An 18,468-nucleotide genomic window follows, 5' to 3' on the forward strand; every position below is an offset into this window, starting at 1 on the left:
TTTAATCAAAAAAATCCCATAAAACTTAAATTTTATGGGATTTTTTTGATTAAATATTTACATAATTATCTTTCTAAGAAAGTAGTTTAGTAAATAGAAAAACGATTTTTCTAATTAAGAATCTCTTTGTTTAGGTTATGCTCAAAGAAATTAAATAATATCTTTTTTAAAGTTCTTACTTGATTAATATGAGTGATTAGTTTTTGTTTAAAATTAAAGTGTTCATTTAGAAAAAAAGTTTCACATTGAACGTCTTCGCATTCTACAATATCTTCAGACTTATTTTTAAACTCTATTAGCTTTAGTTTAAAATGAGCATTCTTATCAGTAATATGTTTTATTGATTTTAAAATATAGGAACCATCTTCTTCATTTGCATTGGCTTTTCTAATTAGATTAGAATCTAAAAGTTTAGAAAAGAATACAAGTTCTTGTTCTACAAACTTTATTTCTTTCGTCCATTCATTAATATCTTTTTCAAGATTCAGTTTTTGAATATCATCATCATCATGATGTTCTTGTATAGGATTGTCCATGGTATTTATGAGGTCTGGGTTACATCAATAATTTTAATGGTACTTTCACCAGAAGGGAAGTGCCAAGTAATTTCATCATCTTTAGCATATCCAAATAAAGCAAGCCCCATAGGTGCTAAAAAAGAAATTTTATTGTTTTTAAGATCGCTATGTTCTGGAGTTACTAGTTGGTATGTTTTTTCTAAAAAAGGAGTTTTTATAGTTACATAAGAATTGAATCTTATAACATCATTTGGTAATTTGTCCTTTTTTACAATTTGAGCTTTTGTAAGCTCTTCCTTTAATTTTGATATAGAGGTTTTATAGGTATCATCTTTTTGGTATTTTCCCATAGAGATAATTCTTTTGATTAAATCATACTCTTTCTTTTCTATGATTAAAGTGTTGTATTTCATATCTATAACATTAATTAAAAAAGTACTTGCAGTGGCCTACTACATTTATTACTAAATGCAGTTGTTTAGTTTAAAATTAAATTTTCCAAAATTTATTATATAATTGACGGGACACCACAAGCACTTTTAATCATACTTCTTATGGGAAAATTCCGCGTTGAGTATAGGCTAATTCTATACGATGAATGGCAATAATATATGCTGCCGTTCTCCAATCTACTTCATTTTCTTCTACTGCTTTTTCTACGCGTTTAAAGTTTTCAGTAAGTTTTTTCTCAATTTTTTGCATCACTTCATCCAATTGCCAAATCTCGCCGTGTCTGTTTTGTAACCACTCAAAGTAGCTGCCAATCACACCGCCAGAATTACACAAGATATCTGGAATAATTGTAATGCCTCGTTTTAATAAAACCTCTTCACCTTCTGTTGTAATTGGACCATTTGCTCCTTCTGCAATTAAATTTGCTTTCACGCTAAGAGCATTATCTTGATTGATTTGATTTCCTAATGCAGCAGGAATAAGCACATCACACTCTAATCCAAAAAAGTCATCTGGCGCAATTTCTTCTGCTTCCGTAAAGCCTGCTATAGAACCTTTTCTTGGTTGTGTATGTTCTGTTAAAGTAATTGGATCTATTCCTTCTTCTTTATATAAAGTTGCGTGGGCGTCTTGTACAGCTATCAACTTAGCGCCTTCTTCTACCATAAATTGTGAAGCCCATTGACCTACATTCCCAAAACCTTGGACAATAAATGTTTTACCTTCTAAAGTTTTTCCCTGAGAAGCTAAATAAAGCTTAATGGTAAGAAAAACTCCAAAGCCTGTAGCACGATCTCTTCCTTCCAAACCGCCAGAACCTACAGGTTTACCTGTTACGATATGATTATTATGAGAACGTGATGAAGGAGATTTTGTAGACATGTAAGTGTCTAAAATCCAGGCCATAGTCTGTGGATTCGTGTTAACATCTGGTGCAGGAATATCTTGGTCTGGACCAATATTATCTCCTAAAGCATAAGTAAACCTTCTAGTGATTCTTTCTAACTCTGCTAAAGAATGTTCTCTAGGATCTAATTGAATTCCTCCCTTTGCTCCTCCAAATGGAAGACCTGCCAAAGAAGTTTTCCATGTCATCCACATTGCTAAAGCTTTAGCATCATCTACATCTATAGTAGGGTGATAACGCAAACCTCCTTTGTAAGGACCTAATGCATTGTTATGTTGAACGCGGTACCCTGTAAATATTTTAACTTCACCATTATCCATTTTTACAGGAAAGTGAACAATAATTTCGTTGTTGGTTATACCTAATATTTTTTTAATATTTTCATTAAGCCCCACAAGGTTAGCAACTTGATTATATTGTTGCATAACATTTTCATACATGGTAGCTGGTTTTTTTTCTTGAAGTGTACTCATATTTAGTTATGATTTTCGCAATACATTTTTAAATTGTGTTTCCAAATACATGTGATTCTTTCTAAGCAATCTATGCATAAACCCGAATCAATATTAACCTTATTAACTACAGGTTTTTCTTTTGTTAAAGTATTCATTAACCAGATTTTAGTGTTCTTTGAAACCCAATAGTCAATAGGTGTACCATTGTTTTTTTATTTGAGTAGTTAAATAATAAGTATTTGTATGTCAGGTGTTTGTTGATGTTTTTATTTTTGAAGAGATTTTGCCTATTGAGAGATTTTTACTCACAAGATTAATAATGTACCAGTTTTTAAATGGAGACTTGTTGTTTTTGTAAACGGATTTAACGTAAAAAATTCGTAAACTAAAGTTAAATGCTAATGCTATTCTTTTAACTAATTGTAAATTAAATCACTAATTAAAATTTATAATGATGAAAAAAATTACTCTAGCTTTAGTATTATTCAACTTAGGATTACAGGCTCAAACTTTTCCCGATCCATATTGCGATATAGACGATAGTGGTACCACAGTAGAAGAGATAACCTTAGTGAATTTTGGACAAACAAGTATCGCAAATACTAATGCATCTTCCATTTTAATAGATGAAACAGCTACAATCACAAATGTAAATCACACTGAGACTATTTCTGTTGCAGTTGAAGGAAACACATATGGAGATTTTGGCAATGAGATAGTTCTCTTTATTGATTGGAATCAAAATGAAATTTTAGATGACATAGATGAGGTTTATGAATTAGGTACGCTGACTAATTCTACCGGAAGCGATGGAATTTCAGTAAATATGAACATTACAGTACCTCCAAATGCTTTAACAGGAGAAACACGAGCGAGACTTACAAAAACCTATGCCGATGAAGACTCACCTGCTATTGTAAATCCTTGTGCGATAGAAATGGATGCGTTTGGTCAAGGAGCTTTCCCTGGTTATGGTCAAGCTTTAGATTTTACGATAGATGTAGGAGCGTTGCAAACCAGTACTTTTGATAAAAATGCCTTGTCGGTTTATCCTATACCAGCAAAAGAGGTGTTAAATATAGAATACAAAACTGCATTAAATTCCGTTAAGGTTTTCAACATTTTGGGACAGGAAGTATTATCTCAAAAAGTAGATGCAAATGAATTACAAGTAAATATATCATCCTTAAATAAAGGAGTGTATATGGTTAAGTTATTTACGGAAGAAACTCAGCATAGCTTTAAAATGGTTAAGGAATAGAATAGTAAAACCACGTATTAAATAGCGAGTGCTTTCTTCATGAAAGTACTCGTTTTTTATTTCTTTACTCTAACTTACTTCGTAATGTTTTTCGATTGATTTTTAAAATTTCGGCAGCCTTAGTCTTATTATTATCTACCGAAGAAAGTACCTTTTGAATATATTGTTTTTCCATTTGCTCTAACGGAACAAATGTTTCTTTTCCAGTGGTTTCTATTTTATATTTAAAGTGTTTTGGAAGCTGAGGTAAATCTACTTGGTCTTCATTCATAATTGTTAATTTTTGAATGCAGTTTTCCAATTCTCGTATATTACCGGGCCAAGGGTAACGCTCAAATATTTCATAAATACGATCGCTTAGCTGTATTTTATCTTTGGCATACTCTTTAGCATATTTAGATAAAAAATATTGAACCAGTAGTGGAATATCCTCTTTGCGTTCGTGTAAGTTAGGCACATGTATATCTACCACATTTAAGCGATAGTATAAATCTTCTCTAAAAGTACCTTTTTGTACTTGTTGATATAGATCTTCGTTGGTGGCAGCAATAATCCTGATTTGAATTTTTTGAGGTTTTGTAGCTCCAATTTTAGTAACTTCCTTTTCTTGTAAAACTCTTAATAATCTAACTTGTACCGAAGCAGGAGCGGTACCAATTTCATCTAAGAAAATAGTACCAGTATTCGCTGCTTGAAAGAAACCTTCTTTATTTTGGTTAGCTCCTGTAAAAGCACCTTTTTCATACCCAAACAGTTCAGATTCTAATAAATTCTCGGGAATAGCGCCGCAGTTTACAGCAATAAAAGGATTTCCAGCAAACGAACCTTTATAGTGAATAGCGCGAGCAATAAGTTCTTTACCTGTTCCGCTTTCTCCTTGAATTAAAATAGTGGCCCGGTTATTTTTTACCCGCTCTATGCTTTCAATCACATTTTGTATGGAAGAAGATTTTCCTATTATCCCAGCATACACCATAGGAATATCTTGATCTTTCACAGATTTATCTCCAAATTGAATTGGACTCGCTAATTTGTTTTTTAAAGATTTTTTTACTGAATTTTTTAATTCATTGCTCGTAAAGGGCTTTACTAAATAATCTGTAGCACCAGATTGGATCGCAGTCACTGCAGAGGTAACCGAAGGAAACCCCGTAATGACTAACTTTGGAAGAAAAGGGTAATGCTCGCCAGCGTATTTTAGCAACTCTATACCATTAACTTCTGGCATTTGTATATCAGTAATCAACAAATCTATAGCAGATAATTTGAGAATATCTAATGCTTCCTTTACAGAAGAAGCTTTGTAAACATGATAATCTAAAGCTTTAAGATTCCGTTGAAGAACCTCTAACATATCATAATTATCATCTACAATTAAAATATTTTCTCGTTTTAGTGCCATTAATAGTGGTGTTTAGGAATACTTATTTTAAAAACTGTACCCTTGGGCTTATTTTTGCTAAAGGTAATACTTCCTTTATGACTTTTTATAATTCCGTGTACAACGCTTAAACCTAATCCAGATCCTTCTCCTACAGGTTTTGTAGTAAAAAACGGATCGAAAACCTTTTTAGCATATTTATCTGGAATACCTTTACCTTGGTCTGCAATCGTTATGTAGATGTTCTTTTCATCCTGCGTTAAGCTACAGGTTATTTTACTGTTGGTTGGAGAAGCATAGATGGCATTAATGAGTAGATTAAATAATACTTGTGTAAGTTGAATGCTATCTATTTGTGCTTCAATGTCTTCTTTTGCAATTAGTTTTACGCTTACTTCTGCTTTTTTGAAGTTTTGTCCCAGAAGACTTAAAGCTTGTTCTACTACAGGCTTTATATTAATATGTTCTCTGTTTTGTGGCATTTCACAAGCAAAAAACATAAGTTTCTTCACTACTTCTCGAGAAAAAATAGCAGCATCAATTATTTTTTTGCTGTCTCTTTTAATGGAGGGATCGGTTGTTTTTTCTTCAATAAATTCAGCAAAGCCTAACATGTTTCCCAAAGGAGTGTTTAACTCGTGCGCAATACCTGCGGTAATCTCTCCCAAAATCGCAAGTCGATCATTACGTTGGGCACTGCGTTGTAACCACTCTTCTTTCTTTTGTTGTTCAATCTTCTCTAAAAAAATACTTACTTCGTGAGCTACCTTATTTAATAGTTTTTGTTCTTCTTCTAGAAAATCACTTGTTTGAAACTGCGGAATAGGATAGTGCACTTTAATCTCACCAGCCCGTTTCTTAAATAGCGAAATATCACAAGATTGATGAACTGTATTTACAGGAATCTCATCGGTTTTTAAGTGATGTTTTAAAGCGTTAATTTCTACATATGCTGCATTGGGGTGACGCCAGGCTTTTTTTAAAACATGGGTTATCTTCTCCAAAATTATTTGAGGGTCTTGGTGATCTTGCGATTGAAAAAGGGAAGAGATTTCATATAGACAACTTAGTTCTTTTACTCTTTCAATTAAATTTTCATTTGCTCCCATATTCATTATTTTATTGCACCGGCGATTCAATATAATATAATTTTACTAACGCTTTTTTAAAATTTCAGATTTAGTTTAAAACTTTCATTTGTTCAACGATCTCTTGTAAATTGGTTTGAGCGTCTCCAAAAAGAAGCTGGCAATTTTCTTTTTCAAACAATTCGTTAGCAATACCTGCATAACCGGGATTCATACTTCGTTTAAATACGATGACGTTTTTACTTAAATGTGCTTTAATAATTGGCATACCATAAATAGAACTTTCTGGGTTGGTTTCCGCAACAGGGTTTACAACATCATTTGCCCCGATAACTAATAATAAGTCGTATTCTTGTATATAGTCATTGGCCTCGTGCATTTCTTTGAGGTAATCATAATCTATTTTTGCTTCGGCGAGTAACACATTCATATGTCCTGGCATTCTACCTGCAACAGGGTGAATAATGTAATCTAAGGTCTTGTCTTGTCCTTGCAATAATTTTTGAAGTTGAAAACAAGTGTGTTGAGCCTGTGCTACAGCCATTCCGTAACCAGGAACAATTCCGATTTTTTTTGACAGAAGTAATTTAGTAACTGTTTCAGAAACATTGGTCTCTTGAATTACTTGTTGCTGAGATGTTTGTGCTCCCTGTTGTTTGCTTTTATTAGAACCAGCAATAACTTTCCATAGAGATCTATTCATGGCTTTACACATTAGAATAGTTAAGAAAATTCCAGCGGCACCCACAAAAATTCCTCCTGCAATCATGGTTTTATTATCGTATAAAAGACCAGCTAATGCAGTGGCAATTCCAGTAATAGAGTTGAGTAAAGAAATCACTACAGGCATATCTGCACCACCAATGGGCATCACGAATATAATTCCGTAAAGTAATCCTAGTACTAATAAAATGAGGGTCAGGTGAAAAAATGAAATAGGTAAAACCGAAGCTGCAAAAGCTATTGGTAATGCGACACAAATAATTACTAGAATTTTAGAAATCACATTGATAAATACAGAATTGCGATCTTTTAATTTTCCTGAAAGTTTTAAGTAGGCTATTATACTTCCTGAAAATGCAATTGCTCCAGTAATCGTTCCTAAGTTTAAGAGAATTTGGGGTCCAATGGCTATAGTAGTGTTAATTTGTATGGCTTCAATCCATCCTAATAACATGGCGCATCCACCGCCAGTAGCGTTAAGTAGAGATACCATTTGTGGCATTCCAGTCATTTTAACTTTAAAAGCCATTTGCTTACCTACTACAATCCCTAGAACAATAGCGGTTAAAATAATACCCAAATTAGTGTAATTGATTTTTTCTGATATAATTCCCGTAAAAACACTAAGAATAGCAATTAGCATCCCAACAGCAGCTATGGTGTTTCCTTTACTGGCGTGCTTAGGGGAGCTCATTAATTTAAGACCTGTGATAAAAGAGAACGAGGCTAATAAATAGCCAATATTCATAATGATATTCATAACTTTAATTAGATTTTGTGGTAAACATTCTCAACATTCTACGGGTCACTAAAAATCCTCCAGCGATATTAAGTGTTCCTAAAAAAACAGCTATTCCGCCTAGAATTAATATTCCTATATGAGCATCTTCAGGTAAATTAAGTACCATGGCAATGGCTCCTATGGTAATAACACCGCTAATGGCATTTGCTCCCGACATAAGTGGTGTGTGTAAAACCGATGGCACGTTAGATAGTACTTCTATTCCAATGAAGATACAAAGGAGTACGATGTAAATCGCTTCTAAGTTATTTTGTAAAAATTCCATATTTTAATTATTATTCTTGATTAATTACTTGAGTAGCTTTAATAAGTTCGTTTTCTTCCCCTTTTTCAATGAAATGTTTTATAAAGTTGAAATAATTAGCAGACAATAATTGAGAAGCAGCTTTTGAAAGTTCTCTCGATAAATGAGAGTTTCCTAGAATTGTAGTGGAATTGTATGTTATCGTTTCGTTGTTTTTGGTTAAGCTACAATTACCACCTTGTTCTGCTGCTAGATCGATAATAACCGAACCAGAAGGCATATTTTGTACGGCGTTTTCATCAATAAGGACAGGAGCTTTTTTTCCTGGAATATTCGCTGTACATATCACTATGTTTGTAGATTGGAGTTGCTCGTTTATACGATCTTGTTGTCGTTGCTTGTAATCTTCTGCTTGCTCTACAGCGTAACCGCCTGAATTTTTAGCTTCGGTATTTCCTTCAACTTCAATAAAATTAGCACCTAAACTTCTTACTTCTTCTCCTGCAGCTTTTCTTACGTCAAAAGCGTGTACAATGGCTCCTAATCGTTTTGCGGTAGCAATAGCCTGTAAACCTGCAACTCCAGCGCCTAAAACTAAAACCTTAGCAGGTTGCAAAGTGCTTGTGGCTGTCGTAATCATAGGAAAAACTTTAGCGTATAACTCCGTTGCTTTTAAAACAGCTTTGTAACCAGATAGAGCATCTAAAGAAGATCGAACATCCATCGCTTGTGCTAAAGTAGTTCTAGGAAGTTGGTCTAAACTGTAAACCTTTGCTTGCAGTTTTTTAAACTTTTCAAGTCGCTCAGAAAAATATAAAGTGTTGTAAATACCAATAAATGTGGTGTGAGGGGTTACGTTATCCTTTTCTTCTATCACATCGTTTATAGAAAGAATAAAGTTTGCCTTTTGTAAGATATGAGCTTTAGTTTCTATAGTAGCTCCTGCAGAAATATATTCGGCATCTGTTATGTTTGCTCTTAAACCGTAGTCTTTTTCTACTTGAATAACAACTTCATATTTTTCAATTAATTTTTTTACCTCTTGAGGAAGAAAGGCGAGTCTTGTTTCTTGAGAGGACTCTTTTAGAAGCCCAAAATGATGTTTCATAAATGATATAAATATGTGATCAGCTTATTTTAAAGCTAGGACTTGCCAAGTTTTATACCATCTTGAGAAAAGATCTACTTTTGGATTTTAATTTACTGAATATTAGAGTTTTGTGTTTTTTTAGTAAAATCTTTTACTGGGTAGAAATTACTCGCTTGAATAGTAGTGTGCCAAATAGAGAAGAAGATGAAAAGATATTTTACTTGGTGCGGAAAAGCTCAAAATTTGGAAATAAAAAAGCCCTAAAACGATAATAAACGTTTTAGGGTTTTGTAGTGACCTTGCCAGGATTCAAACCTGGAACCTCCTGAGCCGTAATCAGGTGCGCTATTCAGTTGCGCCACAAGGCCGTTTTGCGGGTGCAAATATATTCTTTTTATATAAAACTACAAAGTTTTATGTTTTAAAATTCAAATTTTAATTGTAAAAACTTCTGGCTATCTTCGAATACTCCAAAATTGACTCCTATGAATATTGAATCATTAGTAAGAACTATACCCGATTTTCCTAAGAAAGGAATTAGTTATAAAGATATTACTCCGCTTTTACAAGATTATAAAGTTATGGAGTATTGTGTGAAGAAATTTGCAGAGCAAATAGATTCACCAATAGATAAAGTAGTGGGAATAGAGTCTCGAGGTTTTTTCTTTGCTACTTTGTTGGCAAAAGAGTTAAAAGCAGGTTTTGTTCCGATAAGGAAATCGGGGAAACTACCTTATAATACCTTAAAAGAACCTTATGATCTAGAGTACGGTCAAGATGAGTTAGAAATTCACGAAGACGCCATTCTAAAAGGAGAAAAAGTTTTAATTCATGATGATGTTCTAGCGACTGGCGGCACCGCTAAAGCTGCATGCAATTTGGTAGAACGCTTAGAAGGTGAGATTATTCAATGTAATTTTTTAATTGAACTCACTTTTTTAGAAGGGAAAAATCAATTAGAAGGAAAAGAAATCTTATCGCTTATAAAGTATTAATTTTCTAATAATTTTTGATTGGGGTTTGCTCCAGCGTGTTTGGTAACCCAAGCTTTCCAACCAATAATTGCCAGTTGAAATTTGCTAGCATTTCTTAAGTCGAGCCCTTTCTTTGTATAATTGGGTAAAATAGCTTTATTGAGTTTAGATAAACCTCTAAAAAATGATGTTTTAAGTCCCATAATTTTTATTTTAAATGTACAAAATCCCTGAAAGACAAGCTTTCAGGGATTCATATTTTAAGAAAATTATAGGCTTTTACTTGGTTGTGATGACAATTGCTCCATCTTTAGCTTTTTTTCCATATTTTTCAATAGCTTTTTTACCTTTTATAGGGGATATGCTTTTTATCTGTTTAGGGTCTATTTCTTCGAGATCTTTTCGTGTGATTTCTTTTCCGTTAAGGATGATAAGTGAATTTTTATTTTGAAGAGAAATTTGATGCTTTATCAATTCTTTAGAAAAGGTAGTATTGATTTCTTCTCCATCTTCAATTAATTGAAAATTCATTAATTTTTTTCCTCCTGTGATTATATTAAATTTATTTTTAGCATCTTCTTCATTGTAAATATTTATGCTTTTTAAAGATTTAGGAGAAATAAGTTCAGCGTTATTTTTGTCAACTTTAACTCCATTGATGGAATATATGTATTCATTTTGTTTTTCTTTTATGGGTAATGCTTTTATCGCAACATCACTCTGTTCTTCAAAATCATCTTTTAAGGTTATGTCAATAATGCCATATTTAGCTTTATCTCCGTATTCACTTATAGCGTTCTGCTTCTTAATTATATTTACATTTTCAATATTTTCAGGTTGGAGTAAACTCAATTCCTTAGTATTAGATTCTTTTCCATTGATGATGATAAGTGGACTTTGTTCACTTGTTCTCAAAGCGTTTTTAATGTTTTCATTCATATTAGGAGTTTGAATCGCTATTATCTCTACAGGAGATTCTAATGGAATTTCTTTTATAATAACAGTGTCTTCTAATTCATTTTTATTTATTCTGTGAGCACTAATTCTGCGGGTAGAAATAACGGAAATTTTGTTATCTTTATGTCGTATTTCAACTTGATTACTTTTAGAAATTAATTCTATAGGAAAACTATTGATACCTTTAATAATCATATTTTTTATATAGCTTTCATTATCTTTAAATTTGCTACTAATCGTTAAAGAAATGATTTCACTTTTATTGTTTCTCTCTATATTAGAAAACTTTAGTTTAGTATTTTCTAGTTCTTTTTCTAATCCGTTTTTAATTTTTCTGATTTCTTTATCAGAAGTGTGTTTAGTAATTACATACGTTTTTTTAATAGTTGAAGCTGTCTTTTGCTGTTGCTGAGTTTTATCAACTTCTTGAAGATGATTAACTGAAGCAGTTTTAACCGACTTTAATCCTTCTGTAATTAATTCTTTATGAGGAAGGTTTTCGTTCTCATGAATTTCCGTGGATTGATTTTCCGCTAAGGGAATAAATTTTATTTCTTCTTTTATATTGAAACTCCATAAAAACAGACTTAATAAAGGTAAAATGAGAATAGATTTGGCCCAAGCATATTTGGACGATGCATTTTTGTGTAACATAACAATTCGTTTTTTGATTAATGATTGATAGAATGAATTGCCTAAACTAGGCGAGTGATGATGATTAGAAGTTTTTAATAAGGTAAGTGCATATTCTTTCTGGTCAACGTTGTTTTTTGTGGTAACATTTCTGTCTGCAATAAACTCTAAATTCTCTAGCATTTGTTTATTATACCACCAAGCAAACGGGTTAAACCATAAAAATACAAGCATGAGTTGATGTAGCATTACATCTATAGAGTGGTATTGCTTACCGTGAACTTTTTCATGTTCGATGATTAATTTTAGCTCATTTTTTTGATAGGAGGGTAAGTGATAACCAATAAAATGAAAGAAGGAAAACGGAGAGGTTTTTTTAGTTAATTCAATATGATAAAAACCTTCAGCATCTCTCTTTTTAGGTAGTCTTAAAATATTGAATAGGCTAAGTAACTGAAATAAAAACCTAATGCCCATAAAAATCACCCCAACAATATAAAGGTTAAGTAATAGTTTTAACCAGTTAAATGATTCAGTTTCTGCTAAAGGAAAGTTTTGTACAGGAGAAGAACTAACTTCGTTTCCAGGTGAAAAAACCGAATTTGAAATAGGCTCAGTTTCAATATATGTAATTTGAGTAAATTCTAAAAACGGAAAACTAAAAGCGCACACCAATCCTAATAAAAGAAAGTAGCGATTACTCTCAAAATAGGTGTCTTTTCGTAAAGCGAAGTAATAGACAATAAAAAATAATCCTAATATAGATGTGCTTTTTAATAAGTAGAGAAGAATTTCCATTACTTTTTATTTTCGATAATCTCTAAAATTTCCCGTAGCTCTTTGGCGCTTATTTTTTCCTCTTGAGCGAAAAAAGAAACCATATTCTTATAAGAACTATCAAAAAACTTTTGAGTAGCATTTTTCATAAAATAAGCAGAATAACTTTCTTTGCTAACCTTAGGAAAGTAGCGGTGGGTTTTTCCAAACGCTTCATAATTTACAAACCCTTTCTCTTCTAGCTTTCTAACCAGTGTAGAAACCGTATTGTAGTGCAGTTTGCTATTAGGCATTTCGGCTAAAATTTCTTTTACAAATGCTTTTTTTAGCTTCCATAAAGCTTGCATTACCTCTTCCTCTTTCGGAGTTAATTTTTCCATAGTTGTGTTATTTGGGCGTTCCCTTTCAGGTCAGGCTGTCCACTATATCTTTTTCTTGTTTAAAAAAAACAAGAAAAAGGATGCCGTTTTCATCCTTAACGCAAATCAAATCTATAACTAAAAAATAAGTTAAACAACTATTTTTATAGTTATGTAACTATTTTATTAGTTTTTATTTTAATTTCTCTGAAAAAGAAAACCCTTATCTTCGCAAAAAAATAATCGATATGTCTGTTTTACTTATTCTATTAGGTTTGGTTTTATTAGTAGTGGGAGGAGAGTTCTTGGTAAGATCTTCAGTAGCACTTTCTTTTAAATTAAATATTTCTAAAATGGTCATAGGGCTTACCGTAGTCTCTTTTGCTACGTCTATGCCAGAGCTTCTAGTAAGTTTGCAAGCGGCATTAGATGGTTTCTCAGACATCAGCTTAGGGAATGTTATAGGTTCTAATATTGCCAACATAGGGTTGGTGTTGGGAATTACAGCAATTATAAGTAGTCTAGAAATAGATAAAGATTTTTATAAATTCAACTGGCCGGTGATGATGTTATTCTCGGTAATGCTTTATTTCTTTTTATATACAGGAGGTGAAATTTCAAGAACTGAAGGAATAGGTTTCGTAGTTGCAATTGTTATTTATCTTTTGGTTTTAATACAGCGTGCAAGAAAACACGATGAGGTTCCTACAGAAGATATTGACGATAAGCTGCAAGGCGTTTCATATTTTAAAATCGTGGTTTGGTTAATTATAGGAGGAGTGGCACTATACTTCGGGTCAGAGTCTTTAGTGACGGGAGCGGTAGATCTGGCAACTAAAATAGGGGTAAGCGAGCGTGTAATTTCTGTCACTATGATAGCGGTGGGAACAAGTGTTCCAGAGCTTGCAGCTTCGGTAATTGCAGCATTAAAACAAGAAAAAGCACTTTCGTTAGGAAATTTAATAGGTTCTAATATTTTTAATATTGCTTCCGTTTTAGGAATTACTGCCATCATTAAACCTATCGTAATGCAGTCTGATGAAATTCTAACCAATGATATTTTTTGGATGCTAGGTTTTGCTTTTATTATACTTCCATTGGTATTCTTGCCAAAGAAATTTATATTCAGTAGATATAAAGGAGTGATTATTTTTTCAGCTTATGCGCTGTTTATAGCTTTAACTTTTGTTTAATATTATTTATTAAGGGGGTGTTAATAAAAATAACATCTTTTTTAAATAAGTTAACATTAAAATATAGGGGGTGTTTTAAAAATGATTAATTTTGTCGTGCAACACAAACCAAAAAAAATGGCAATTTTAAGATTTCAAGCATTAAAAGAAAGTTTAAACCGTAAACCAGTCCCAGTTGAAGAACCAGCACGTCGATCAGAGATATTTGCACAAAATGTTTTTGGGGAAAAGGCGATGCGTCAGTTTCTAACAAGAGATTCTTATAAGAGCGTAATGGACGCAATTAAGAATGGTTCAAAAATCGATAGAAATTTAGCCGATCACATTTCTACGGGAATGAAAGAATGGTCTATTTCTAAAGGAGCAACACATTATACACACTGGTTTCAACCACTAACAGGATCATCTGCAGAAAAGCACGATGCTTTTTTTGAAACGGTTGAAGATGGTTCTGCCATAGAGAAATTTGGAGGAGGAGCTTTAGTACAACAAGAGCCAGATGCTTCTAGCTTTCCTAATGGAGGAATAAGAAACACTTTTGAAGCAAGAGGATATACCGCTTGGGATCCAACATCACCAGCATTTATTTTAGGAACTACGCTTTGTATTCCTACCGTATTTGTAGCCTATACAGGAGAAGCGTTAGATTATAAAACTCCGCTTTTAAGATCTCTTCAAGCTTTAGATCAGTCAGCTACAGAAGTAGCTAAATATTTTGATAAAAAAGTTACTAAAATTAATGCCACTTTAGGATGGGAGCAAGAATACTTTCTAATTGATTCCGCTTTAGCGAGCTCTAGACCAGATATATTATTATCGGGCAGAACTTTGTTAGGGCATTCTCCTGCAAAAGGACAACAATTAGATGATCACTACTTTGGAGCGATTCCTTCTCGTGTACTCAATTTTATGAGAGACATGGAAAACGAATGTATGCTTTTAGGAGTTCCTGTAAAAACTCGTCACAATGAGGTTGCTCCTAATCAATTTGAATTAGCACCTATATTTGAAGAAGCAAATTTAGCCGTAGATCACAACCTTTTATTAATGGATGTGATGGAAAAAGTAGCTGAAAGACATTATTTTAAAGTGCTTTTCCATGAAAAGCCATTCGCGGGAGTTAATGGTAGTGGTAAACATAACAACTGGTCATTAAGCACAGATACAGGAGTTAATTTGTTGAGTCCGGGTAGTACTCCAATGAAAAACCTTCAGTTCTTAACTTTCTTCGTAAATACTATTAAGGCGGTTAATGATAATGAAGAATTATTAAGAGCTACAATTGCGACAGCTTCTAACGATCACCGTTTAGGAGCAAATGAAGCACCACCAGCGATAATATCTGTATTTATTGGATCTCAGTTAACTGAAGTATTAGATGAATTAGAAAAAGTAACCGATGGGAAACTTTCTCCGCAAGAAAAAACAGAATTAAAGCTAAACGTAGTAGGTAAAATACCAGAAATTCTATTAGATAACACTGATAGAAACAGAACTTCTCCTTTTGCCTTTACAGGAAATAAATTTGAGTTAAGAGCTGTAGGATCGACAGCCAACTGTGCAAACCCTATGACTGTCTTAAACTCTATTGTTGCTAAGCAATTAAAAGAGTTTAAGGTAGAAGTAGATGAGTTGATCAAGAATAAAAAAATGAAAAAGGATGACGCTATCTTTAACGTGTTGAGAGAGTACATTAAAGATTCTAAGCGTATTCGTTTTGAAGGTGATGGTTATGGTGAAGCTTGGGAAAAGGAAGCTGTAAAAAGAGGATTAAGTAATAATAAAAATACTCCAGAAGCTTTAAAAATTAAAAAGGCTCAATCTACCATAGATCTTTACGCAGGTTTAGGCGTAATGAATAAAGTAGAGGTAGAAGCCCGTCACGAAATAGAAGTAGAGGAGTATGCAATGCATATTCAAATTGAAGGACGTGTTTTAGGAGATATTGCCAGAAATCACGTGATCCCTACCGCAATAAAATACCAAAATGTACTGATAGAAAATGTAAAAGGCCTAAAAGAAATATATGGGGAAAATTTTAAAAAGTATGGAAAAGAGCAGTTAGGTATTATCGAAACCATTTCTAATCATATAGAAAAAATTAATTCAGGAATTACAGATATGATTGATGCTCGTAAAAAAGCAAATAAAATAGAAGATTCTGAAGAGAAAGCTTTTGCTTACTGTAATGAAGTAAAACCATTCTTTGAAGTGATTCGTTACCACTGTGATAAACTAGAGCTTTTAGTAGATGATGAATATTGGCCATTAACAAAATATAGAGAATTGTTATTTACCAATTAAAAAATAGTGAAGTAAAATCCCGTTATTTTTATAACGGGATTTTTTTATTTCCTTATTTTTGCAGCACAATACACAAATTATGAGTCAAGAAGTTAGTAAAAGGTACGCACAACGAGGAGTTTCAGCTGAAAAAGAAGATGTGCATAAAGCGATAAAAAATGTAGATAAAGGGCTTTTCCCTAAAGCATTCTGCAAAATAATTCCAGATCACCTTACTAATGATGAAGAGTACTGCTTAATCATGCACGCAGATGGAGCTGGAACTAAATCTTCGTTAGCTTATATGTATTGGAAAGAGACTGGAAATCTTTCGGTTTGGAAAGGGATTGCGCAAGATGCACTCATTATGAATATTGATGATTTGCTTTGTGTGGGAGCTACCGATAATATTTTACTTTCTTCTACCATTGGAAGAAATAAAAATTTAATTCCAGGAGAAGTAATTTCTGCAATTATTAACGGAACCGAAGAGCTAATTAAGGAGTTAAAAGGTTTTGGTGTAGAAATTCATTCAACGGGTGGAGAAACTGCAGACGTAGGAGATTTGGTAAGAACTATTATTGTAGATTCTACCGTTACTGCTAGAATAAAGAAATCGAATGTAGTTGATAACGCAAATATACAGCCAGGTGATGTTATAGTAGGTTTGTCTTCATCAGGACAAGCAACATACGAAAAAGAATACAACGGAGGAATGGGAAGTAACGGATTAACTTCTGCACGTCATGATGTATTCAATAAAACCTTAGCGGAAAAATATCCAGAAAGTTTTGATAATTCTATTCCAACAGAACTTATCTATTCTGGAAGCAAACAACTTGTAGATAAAGTGGAAGATTCACCTTTAGATGCAGGAAAATTGGTGCTTTCACCAACTAGAACTTATGCGCCAATTATAAAAGAAATTTTATCTCAGCTTACGCCGAAAGAAATTCACGGTATGGTACATTGTAGTGGAGGAGCACAAACAAAAATTTTACATTTTGTAGAGAATTTGCACATTATAAAAGATAATATGTTTGATGTGCCACCGCTTTTTAAACTTATTCAAGAAGAAAGTAAAACCGATTGGAAAGAGATGTACCAAGTATTTAATATGGGACATCGCATGGAAATTTATCTTCCAGAAGAATTTGCACAACAAATTATCAATATCTCTAAATCTTTTGGAGTAGATGCAAAAATAGTAGGAAGAGTAGAAGCTCAAGAAAATGGTAAGAAACTTACAATAAATAGTAGCTTAGGGAGTTTTGAGTACTAATATACTGTAACCCCGTTTTACCCTTTAACTATGAGTAAGTACATTGTATTAATTAGCTTTTTGTTTTTTAGTTTAAATACTTTTGCGCAACAAGATAGCATTGTAAGAGATTCTATATACGCTATAAAATTAAAACCTAAAGGAGTTATTAGTTATAGCGGTTTACCTAGAAATCCAAAAAAAATCTGGAAAAAACATCCAAAGAAAACTTTTTGGAAAAAATTAAATAGAATAGGCTTAGATTTAAGTGAAGTAGCCTTTGTAAATTGGAACGCAGGAGGGAGTAACTCTATCTCTGGGTTAATGAATGTAGAAATAAAAAGAATCTACGAACGCGGAAATTTAAGATGGAATAATGAACTTTTAGGAAGGTACGGAATCAATAAACAAAAAGAACAAATAGTTCAGAAAACAGATGATAATTTAGAGATTAACTCCACAATAGGTTATCGTAAGGATACTATTTCAAATTGGTTTTATTCAGCAAAATTAAATTTTCAAACGCAATTTTCTAACGGATATAATTATCCTGATGTTTCTAATAAAATTTCTACTTTAATGTCACCTGCCTATTTTCTATTAGGTATAGGTTCAGAGTATGGAGCAAATTTAGAATCTTTAAATATTTATGCTTCTCCTTTAACTGTAAAATCTACGATAGTAACCGATCAAGATTTGGCAAATTCAGGAGCGTTTGGAGTTACCCCAGCAGTTTTAGACGAAGAAGGAAATGTAATAAAAGAGGGAGAACATACACGAACAGAAGTGGGTATTTTATTGACGAATGAATACCATACCAAGTTATTTGAAAATATAGGATTCACGAATAAATTGACTTTATATACAGACTATCTAAACCATTTTGGGAATATAGATGTAAACTGGGAACTCAACTTTAATTTTAAGGTCAATAATTATGTACTTGCAAAAATAGGCTCACATTTAAAATATGATGACGATATTAAAGTGCAAGAAGAAAATGTTGATGGTGAATTAGTAGATGTAGGCCCAAGAATACAGTGGAAACAACAACTAGGTATTGGAGTTATTGTAGAGTTATAATTATCTTGACTATTTTATAGAAAGTA

At 32.7% G+C, this 18,468-nt stretch carries 17 protein-coding genes and 1 tRNA gene; 6 read left to right on the forward strand and 12 right to left on the reverse strand.

The features are described 5' to 3' along the window. Nucleotides 1–110 precede the first annotated feature (110 nt). The 3 genes from LX95_RS09720 to LX95_RS09730 form a co-directional block, all read right to left on the reverse strand. Complete coding sequence (locus tag LX95_RS09720; protein WP_111541259.1) at nt 111–536, reverse strand: hypothetical protein; 426 nt, start codon at nt 534–536, stop codon at nt 111–113. A 5-nt stretch (nt 537–541) separates the two neighbouring features. Beyond that, nucleotides 542–931 carry a GreA/GreB family elongation factor gene (locus LX95_RS09725; RefSeq protein ID WP_111541260.1) on the reverse strand — a complete coding sequence of 130 codons (390 nt, stop codon included), beginning with the start codon at nt 929–931 and terminating at the stop codon, nt 542–544. A gap of 139 nt (nt 932–1,070) precedes the next feature. Next, nucleotides 1,071–2,351: a Glu/Leu/Phe/Val family dehydrogenase gene (locus tag LX95_RS09730; RefSeq protein WP_111541261.1), complete on the reverse strand. Its 1,281-nt coding sequence runs from the start codon at nt 2,349–2,351 to the stop codon at nt 1,071–1,073. Nucleotides 2,352–2,787: 436 nt separating this feature from the next. Between LX95_RS09730 and LX95_RS09735 the strand changes: the two genes are divergently transcribed. Next, nucleotides 2,788–3,594, forward strand: a complete 807-nt coding sequence (locus LX95_RS09735) for a T9SS type A sorting domain-containing protein (RefSeq protein WP_111541262.1) — start codon at nt 2,788–2,790, stop codon at nt 3,592–3,594. 64 nt (nt 3,595–3,658) lie between these two features. Here the strand turns inward: LX95_RS09735 and LX95_RS09740 are convergent, their stop codons facing one another. The 6 genes from LX95_RS09740 to LX95_RS09765 all read right to left on the reverse strand — a co-directional run bounded on the left by LX95_RS09740 (nt 3,659) and on the right by LX95_RS09765 (nt 9,290). Beyond that, the gene (locus LX95_RS09740) at nt 3,659–4,996 is read right to left on the reverse strand and encodes a sigma-54-dependent transcriptional regulator (RefSeq protein ID WP_111541263.1); all 1,338 of its coding nucleotides are present in this window, start codon (nt 4,994–4,996) and stop codon (nt 3,659–3,661) included. Beyond that, entirely contained in the window at nt 4,996–6,084 is a 1,089-nt protein-coding gene (locus LX95_RS09745) for a sensor histidine kinase (protein WP_245924759.1), read from the reverse strand. The genes LX95_RS09740 and LX95_RS09745 overlap by 1 nt, the downstream gene beginning before the upstream one ends. 70 nt (nt 6,085–6,154) lie before the next feature. Further along, nucleotides 6,155–7,546 (reverse strand): NAD(P)(+) transhydrogenase (Re/Si-specific) subunit beta, encoded by a 1,392-nt coding sequence (locus LX95_RS09750; protein WP_111541265.1) that lies wholly within the window; start codon nt 7,544–7,546, stop codon nt 6,155–6,157. A gap of 4 nt (nt 7,547–7,550) precedes the next feature. Further along, the gene (locus LX95_RS09755; protein WP_111541266.1) at nt 7,551–7,853 is read right to left on the reverse strand and encodes an NAD(P) transhydrogenase subunit alpha; all 303 of its coding nucleotides are present in this window, start codon (nt 7,851–7,853) and stop codon (nt 7,551–7,553) included. Between the two features lie 10 nt (nt 7,854–7,863). Continuing rightward, nucleotides 7,864–8,940: an NAD(P) transhydrogenase subunit alpha gene (locus tag LX95_RS09760; protein WP_111541267.1), complete on the reverse strand. Its 1,077-nt coding sequence runs from the start codon at nt 8,938–8,940 to the stop codon at nt 7,864–7,866. A gap of 276 nt (nt 8,941–9,216) precedes the next feature. Then, nucleotides 9,217–9,290 (reverse strand) — tRNA-Arg (locus LX95_RS09765). Between the two features lie 117 nt (nt 9,291–9,407). Here LX95_RS09765 and LX95_RS09770 point away from each other — a divergent pair. After that, nucleotides 9,408–9,917 (forward strand): adenine phosphoribosyltransferase, encoded by a 510-nt coding sequence (locus LX95_RS09770; RefSeq protein ID WP_111541268.1) that lies wholly within the window; start codon nt 9,408–9,410, stop codon nt 9,915–9,917. On the opposite strand, the gene LX95_RS09775 is transcribed toward LX95_RS09770, so the two are convergent. From LX95_RS09775 to LX95_RS09785, 3 genes are all read right to left on the reverse strand, one after another. Beyond that, on the reverse strand, nt 9,914–10,099 hold the full coding sequence (locus LX95_RS09775; protein ID WP_111541269.1) for an SsrA-binding protein: 186 nt from the start codon (nt 10,097–10,099) through the stop codon (nt 9,914–9,916). The genes LX95_RS09770 and LX95_RS09775 overlap by 4 nt on opposite strands. A 76-nt stretch (nt 10,100–10,175) precedes the next feature. After that, nucleotides 10,176–12,284: a M56 family metallopeptidase gene (locus LX95_RS09780; protein ID WP_111541270.1), complete on the reverse strand. Its 2,109-nt coding sequence runs from the start codon at nt 12,282–12,284 to the stop codon at nt 10,176–10,178. Further along, nucleotides 12,284–12,643 (reverse strand): BlaI/MecI/CopY family transcriptional regulator, encoded by a 360-nt coding sequence (locus LX95_RS09785; protein WP_111541271.1) that lies wholly within the window; start codon nt 12,641–12,643, stop codon nt 12,284–12,286. Before LX95_RS09785 ends, LX95_RS09780 begins: the two co-directional genes overlap by 1 nt. A gap of 227 nt (nt 12,644–12,870) precedes the next feature. On the opposite strand from LX95_RS09785, the gene LX95_RS09790 reads away from it, so the two are divergent. From LX95_RS09790 to LX95_RS09805, 4 genes are all read left to right on the forward strand, one after another. After that, on the forward strand, nt 12,871–13,815 hold the full coding sequence (locus tag LX95_RS09790; protein ID WP_111541272.1) for a calcium/sodium antiporter: 945 nt from the start codon (nt 12,871–12,873) through the stop codon (nt 13,813–13,815). A 117-nt stretch (nt 13,816–13,932) separates the two neighbouring features. Continuing rightward, nucleotides 13,933–16,119 carry a glutamine synthetase III family protein gene (locus LX95_RS09795; RefSeq protein WP_111541444.1) on the forward strand — a complete coding sequence of 729 codons (2,187 nt, stop codon included), beginning with the start codon at nt 13,933–13,935 and terminating at the stop codon, nt 16,117–16,119. A gap of 79 nt (nt 16,120–16,198) precedes the next feature. Continuing rightward, entirely contained in the window at nt 16,199–17,380 is a 1,182-nt protein-coding gene (locus LX95_RS09800; RefSeq protein ID WP_111541273.1) for an AIR synthase related protein, read from the forward strand. Nucleotides 17,381–17,410: 30 nt separating this feature from the next. Beyond that, the gene (locus tag LX95_RS09805; RefSeq protein ID WP_111541274.1) at nt 17,411–18,442 is read left to right on the forward strand and encodes a DUF3078 domain-containing protein; all 1,032 of its coding nucleotides are present in this window, start codon (nt 17,411–17,413) and stop codon (nt 18,440–18,442) included. Nucleotides 18,443–18,468 lie beyond the last annotated feature (26 nt).

This window comes from Mesonia algae, from assembly GCF_003253545.1.
Classification (GTDB): Bacteria; Bacteroidota; Bacteroidia; order Flavobacteriales; family Flavobacteriaceae; genus Mesonia; species Mesonia algae.